Below are 5,931 nucleotides of genomic sequence, written 5' to 3' on the forward strand. Positions count from 1 at the left end.
ATTCTTTCTAATATTTTATAAATCTATTTTCATTTTATTATTTTCACATCATGGCGATGTGACGGACGCTCTACGCCCAAAAGCAGGAGGCTATTATGCTAAACCCCAGGAATTACTCACGTATTGCCATATCGGTATCAGCCGCGTTGGCCTCAATGATATTTTCAACCCATGCCGCCTGGGTTGACGTTGATAGTCTTCCTTCTAGCGGGCTGGTGAGCAGTCTACCCCCGGAATTGCAGGCTATAATCCCAGCTCAGGCAAATGCGAATTTCGCAAAAACCAGCGCTATGCCGAATTATGTTTACCAATGGAGTGCGGGCACTATTCCCGTTTATGGCAATGGATTAACGATTAATGGACCCGGCGCTGAAGCTTTTGAGCACTCTATTACCGTTATTCAGAACAGTACAACGGGTAGTCCGGGCGTTATTTTCGGTGACGACCTGACGATTCGCACGCAGTCGAAGAATGCCGCCAATAATGGTAAAGAAGTTGACGGTATCCGCACACACGGGGCCAATACGCCGGATAACCCGGTCTTTATCATCACCGGGGATCGTACCAGCATTTATGTCGACGGTCAGGATGGTGACGGTATTAACGCCGGTTACAACTCCTATAGTCAGGGGTGGAAAGGCTCGGCCAGCATTTACGTCGGCGACGATCTGTATATTCAAACCACCGGTTCCCAGGGACGTGGTATCACAGCAAACGCGATGAAAGACGTAACGGAGGCCAAAAATACCATTGTGGTTGGCGACCGGGCACACATTGTGACGACAGGTGACAGTTCAGAAGGTCTTCGCACCGGGCAGAGCGGTTCCTCGATCCTGCTTGGCAATGACGCCACCATCGAGACGTCGGGTGCTTCCTCCACTGGGATTTATGCCGCCTCATCGTCGAAAACGGAACTGGGCAATAACGCGACGATTACGGTCAACGGCGTTAGTGCACACGCGGTCTATTCCACCAACGCGACCGTGAATCTCGGCGAAAATGCAACAATCAACGTCAACAATTCGGCGAAAGCCGCGTCATACAGCAAAGCCCCGCGCGGCCTGTATGCAGCTTCACGCGGCGCGATAAACCTCGCAGGCGGTGCCGCCATTACCATGGCGGGCGACAACAGCAACGAAAGCTATGCCATCAGCACCGAAACGGGTGGCATTGTGGATGGTTCTGCTGGCGGACGTTTTCTTATCGACGGCGATATTCACGCCGCCGGCGCGACTGCCGCAACCAGCAGCCTGCCACAGCAAAACAGTACCATTAAGCTCAACATGACCGATAACTCGTTGTGGAGTGGGGCGTCATACATCACCAGCGCTACTGCCGGGACGGGCGTGATTTCGCTTAAAATGAGCGATGCAACCTGGAACATGACCAACAGCTCAACGCTTACTGACCTGACGCTGAACGGTGGAGCAGTCGTGAACTTTGGCCATGCTGACGGTGGGCCGTGGCAGACGCTTACTATTAATGAAGATTTCACCGGGAACGGCGGTAAGCTGGTTTTCAACACAGTTTTGAATGACGATACCTCTGAAACCGATAAGTTGAAGGTGCTTGGCAACACCACAGGCAATGCTTTTGTGGCAGTAAACAACATTGGTGGGGCCGGGGCGCAAACCGTTGAAGGTATTGAGATAATCGACGTTGCGGGCAATTCTGACGCTACCTTTGAGAAGGCGGGCCGTATTGTTGCTGGCGCATACGACTATAACGTGGTGCAGAAGGGTAACAACTGGTATCTGACCAGTTTTATTCCTGCTCCGCCGGAGCCGGAAGACCCGGACCCCGTCGATCCGCATGACCCTGATCCTGTTGACCCAGACCCGGTCGATCCTGTGGACCCGATTATTCCTGAACCGGAAGAACCTGTTGCACCTCCTGTTACAGAGCAGCAGTACCGCCCGGAAGCGGGTAGCTATCTGGCGAACAACTATGCCGCTAACACGCTGTTTATGACCCGACTGCACGATCGCCTGGGCGAAACACAGTACACCGACATGCTGACGGGCGAGAAAAAAGTCACCAGTTTGTGGCTGCGTAACGTTGGTGCCCATACCCGTTTCAAAGAGAGTAGCGGGCAGTTAAAAACCCAAAGTAACAGCTATGTGATGCAGTTGGGGGGTGACCTGGCACAGTGGAGTAGTGATGGTCTTGATCGCTGGCACATTGGCGCGATGGCCGGTTATGCCAACAGCCAGAGCCGTACGAAGTCCAGCCTGACCGGCTACTATTCGCGTGGTCAGGTTACTGGCTACAGTGTGGGACTGTACGGCACCTGGTATGCCAATGAGGCAGACAAGTCAGGTACCTATGTGGATACCTGGGCGCTGTACAACTGGTTTGATAACAAAGTGATGGGCCAGGAGCAGGCGACGGAGAAATATAAATCCAGCGGGATAACCGCTTCGGTCGAGGCCGGTTATAGCTTCAAGCTGGGCGAAAGTGAGCGCAATAGCTACTGGCTGCAACCAAAAGCGCAGGTGGTGTGGATGGACGTGCAGGCCGACAATCACCGCGAAGCGAACGGTACCCGCGTGAAGGACAATACTAATGGTAACCTGATGACCCGTCTGGGTGTGAAGGCCTATATCAACGGCCATAACGCCATCGATGACGGTAAATCTCGTGAGTTCCAGCCGTTCGTGGAAGCCAATTGGATCCATAATACGCAGACGACCAGTGTGAAAATGGACGATGTGAGCAGCGATATGCGCGGTACCAGGAACATTGGTGAGCTGAAAGTGGGTGTTGAAGGCCAAATCACCCCGCGCCTCAACGTGTGGAGCAACGTGGCCCAACAGGTTGGTGACAAAGGCTACAGCGATACCCGCGGTATGCTGGGTGTGAAATATAACTTCTGACGTCATTGCTGATAAAAGAAAAAGCCGCTGATTAACCGATCGGCGGCTTTATTTTTTGCGCGAATTGTAGGCCGGATAAGCGCAAGCGCCATCCGGCACAAGGTGAACGTGTAAGTCACGCTTACTCGTTTATCCGCCGAAAGGAGCAATAAACTCCTGGATAGATTAGAAGTGGTAACTGATACCGGCCTGAACGCTGGCATCGTTATCTACATCACCCGTACCGAAGTACACTCCGGTGTTGAGTGAGAAATCTTTACCGATGGTGGTGTTGATACCAGCACCGAAGATCCCCATCGACATGTTGTTACCGTCGCTGTTGTGATAATCCGCTGCAGTAATATCGGTATTATCGCTGAACTCAGTCTGGTAACGGGCATCCACCCATGGGTACAGCTCGACGTTTTTGTTGAGGTCGGCCAGTTTTGTCGTAACGCGCATACCGACGCTGGTATTCCATTCGGAAACCTGGTTGTCGCCGAAGGTGACTTCCTGATCGGAGAAGCTGTTTTCATCGGCCTTATCCCAGCCCAGGGTAGCATATGGCTGAAGGACGGTATCGCCCGGTAGCAGTACGTTCACACCAGTACGAACCTGAGTGGTGTACAGGTTGCCGTCAGAAGAGCCGCTCAGCGCTTCGGTCATGCCGCTGGTGTTATCTTTGACGTTGCTGGCAGACATGTTGTAGCGCATATCGCCGTAGCTGAAGCTACCATCAACGAACATGCTCCACAGGTTGTCGTGCAACGCCTGCTGCCAGCCGCCGTACACGCTGTAGTAGTTGCCGTACACGGTATTGTTAAAGCTGTTTGAGCTGCCGTTGTTATTCTGGTCGCGACTGCGGGTCCAGGCCAGCGCGATACCTCCGGTCAAGCTGTCACCGTTTGCCATTCGAGACGTCCAGTCAACACCGCCCTGTACGCCCTGGGTGATGTCTTTGTAGTCGACGTCATCGCTGTAATCGCCATTCTGGTACAGGAAGTCGCCCCAGATCTGCGCGCCGTCTGCAACGTGGCCGTACAGGCTTTGCAGGTGTACCTGATCCAGACGGTTAGCCAGGTCGTCGGTCACCATGCGGCCCGCTTGTTTAGCAGCATCCAGACCGGCAATCGCGCCCTGTACGTCGCTGGCCAGTTCCCCACGAGAGCTGTCGAGCTGGACGTTATAGGCCGTTCCGGCAGGCGCGGTAAGACGGGCGCTCTTCAGCTGTGCTGCTTGCTCAATAGTCAGAGAGTTGTCGTAGTTGTACGCACCGCTACGGCTTTCGACCTGCTGTTTACCATTGCTGAACTGGGCTTCAACGGCACTGTCAGGATTATCAGCGTTACCAGAGGTGGTCGTGAAGGTCGCAATCGTCTCATCTTGCTGGCTTGCGCTGGACGGAGCAATACTGGTCACCGTCAGGCTGTCATTGGTGCCGTCAACTTCACCAAAATCAACATGGCTGTCAGAAGTCATATTGACCTGTACATTGCTGCCCGTGGTGTCTGACTGTAATGTAGAACCATTCTGAATATTCCAGGTGGTGCTATCGGTGCTAGTAATATCGATATTGTTGTTGTCTGTAGTATTGATGGTTTCGAAATTGCTAATTGTCCCGTTAATAGAACTGTCAGCATCCATAGAAAGAGTATCGGTACCTGCGCCACCGTCAACATCACCCGTCACTATCGATTTGTTGGTTAATGTCACCGTATCATCACCCGCGCCGGTAGTGATGTTGCCGTTTACAGTGGAAGCGTTCAATTGAACGGTAGTGCTGTTTTCATCTGCGGAATTGATACTGCCATTCAGGATGCTACCATCCAGAGAGATCTGGGCTGTGGAGGCTGTGGAGTAATTATCACCAATAACAGCAATAGAACCGGTTACGGTACTATTATTTAGAGCAATATTGGAGGCCTGTGTCCCATAAACACCCATTGCAATGGTCTGTCCTTGAAGGGACGCATTAATCTCTGCTGCGTCTTTATTGCCTGCATAAACGCTGTCGGCATAGTTATTCTCTGCAGTACCTTCGAAGTAGCCCTGCAATGTACTATTGTTTGCATCAACAGTAACAGTACTGCCATCTACCGTAATGTTGTTGCGACCAGAAGTAGTATTATTGAACGCATAAATTGCACCGTTTACGGTACTGCCACCAGAGACATCAATAGTATTGTTCCCCCCGGTTACGCTATAAATGGCACCACCCAGCTGGCTACCGTTTTCTACCGCGATATCGTTTGAGCCTTCAGTTGAACCAGAGTCAGCGAAAATGGATGCGCCACCCATGTAGCTTTTATCGTTCTTAATATAATTAGCATCGTCGGCGTTGTTTTCACCCGCTAATGTTGAGTTATCAACGGTAATATTAACGTTTGTACTGACGTCGTGGCCACCTGCCTCAATCATATCGGCAGTCGTACCATTTTCTAGAGTAATATTTGCTGTTCCACCATCATATGCCTGAATGTAATAGCCGTCCATATTCGTACCATTGACTGTCAATGATTGAGTATCATTGTCACCCCGATGGCCGTTGCTATTTCTGGAGTTATCAGTCAGGTAAATATTAGTCTTACTTTTCCCTCCGGTCATGACTGCATCAGTGGTATCGCTGTTATAGTGATAACCCGATGTTGAATATTGAGTCAAACCACTAACCACAGGATCACTACCACTGCTGGCCATTGACGAATCAGCTAACGCATAACCAGAAATAGAGGTCAGGGATAAAATGATACATTGTGATAGCAAGGTACGACGAGACTTATGGCGCATTTGAAGCTCTCCAGGATAATTATTCTGATGAATAAATTGATAAAGGAGATAGTCTCGTAGTGGGTATGAATTGAGAATAGTCTTAACGATGCGATTTGAAACATTGTATTAACCCTTAATTAATTGATGTTCATCATAAAACAAACAAATTAAATTTAATTCTCAGCCATATACATTGATGATGTAAATTGATGTGGCTGTTTTTTGAACAGTAAAGAAATTATTCATCATGCAAATAAATCAAAACTATCTGTAACTATAAAATGCATTAGAAATAACTCTTTTGATC

Annotated in this window: 3 protein-coding genes; 2 read left to right on the top strand and 1 reads right to left on the bottom strand. The window is 50.2% G+C overall.

Annotated features, from left to right (window positions below):
- Positions 1-187 (top strand): hypothetical protein (locus NNN64_RS22245; protein ID WP_271442806.1); only part of this gene is annotated, 187 nt, incomplete at its 5' end.
- Complete coding sequence (locus NNN64_RS22250; RefSeq protein ID WP_271442805.1) at positions 156-2,876, top strand: autotransporter outer membrane beta-barrel domain-containing protein; 2,721 nt, start codon at positions 156-158, stop codon at positions 2,874-2,876. The genes NNN64_RS22245 and NNN64_RS22250, both read left to right, overlap by 32 nt.
- 165 nt (positions 2,877-3,041) lie before the next feature.
- On the opposite strand, the gene NNN64_RS22255 is transcribed toward NNN64_RS22250, so the two are convergent.
- Positions 3,042-5,642 (bottom strand): autotransporter outer membrane beta-barrel domain-containing protein, encoded by a 2,601-nt coding sequence (locus tag NNN64_RS22255; protein ID WP_271442804.1) that lies wholly within the window; start codon positions 5,640-5,642, stop codon positions 3,042-3,044.
- Between the last annotated feature and the right edge of the window lie 289 nt (positions 5,643-5,931).

Origin of the sequence: Citrobacter sp. Igbk 14 (assembly GCF_028069825.1) — a bacterium.
In the GTDB taxonomy this organism is placed as follows: domain Bacteria; phylum Pseudomonadota; class Gammaproteobacteria; order Enterobacterales; family Enterobacteriaceae; genus Citrobacter.

What these genes read in the sequence shown, in the direction of transcription:
- NNN64_RS22250 (WP_271442805.1), top strand. Translation starts at nt 156, where the DNA reads ATGATATTTTCAACCCATGCCGCCTGGGTTGACGTTGATAGTCTTCCT.
- NNN64_RS22255 (WP_271442804.1), bottom strand. Translation starts at nt 5,642, where the DNA reads ATGCGCCATAAGTCTCGTCGTACCTTGCTATCACAATGTATCATTTTA.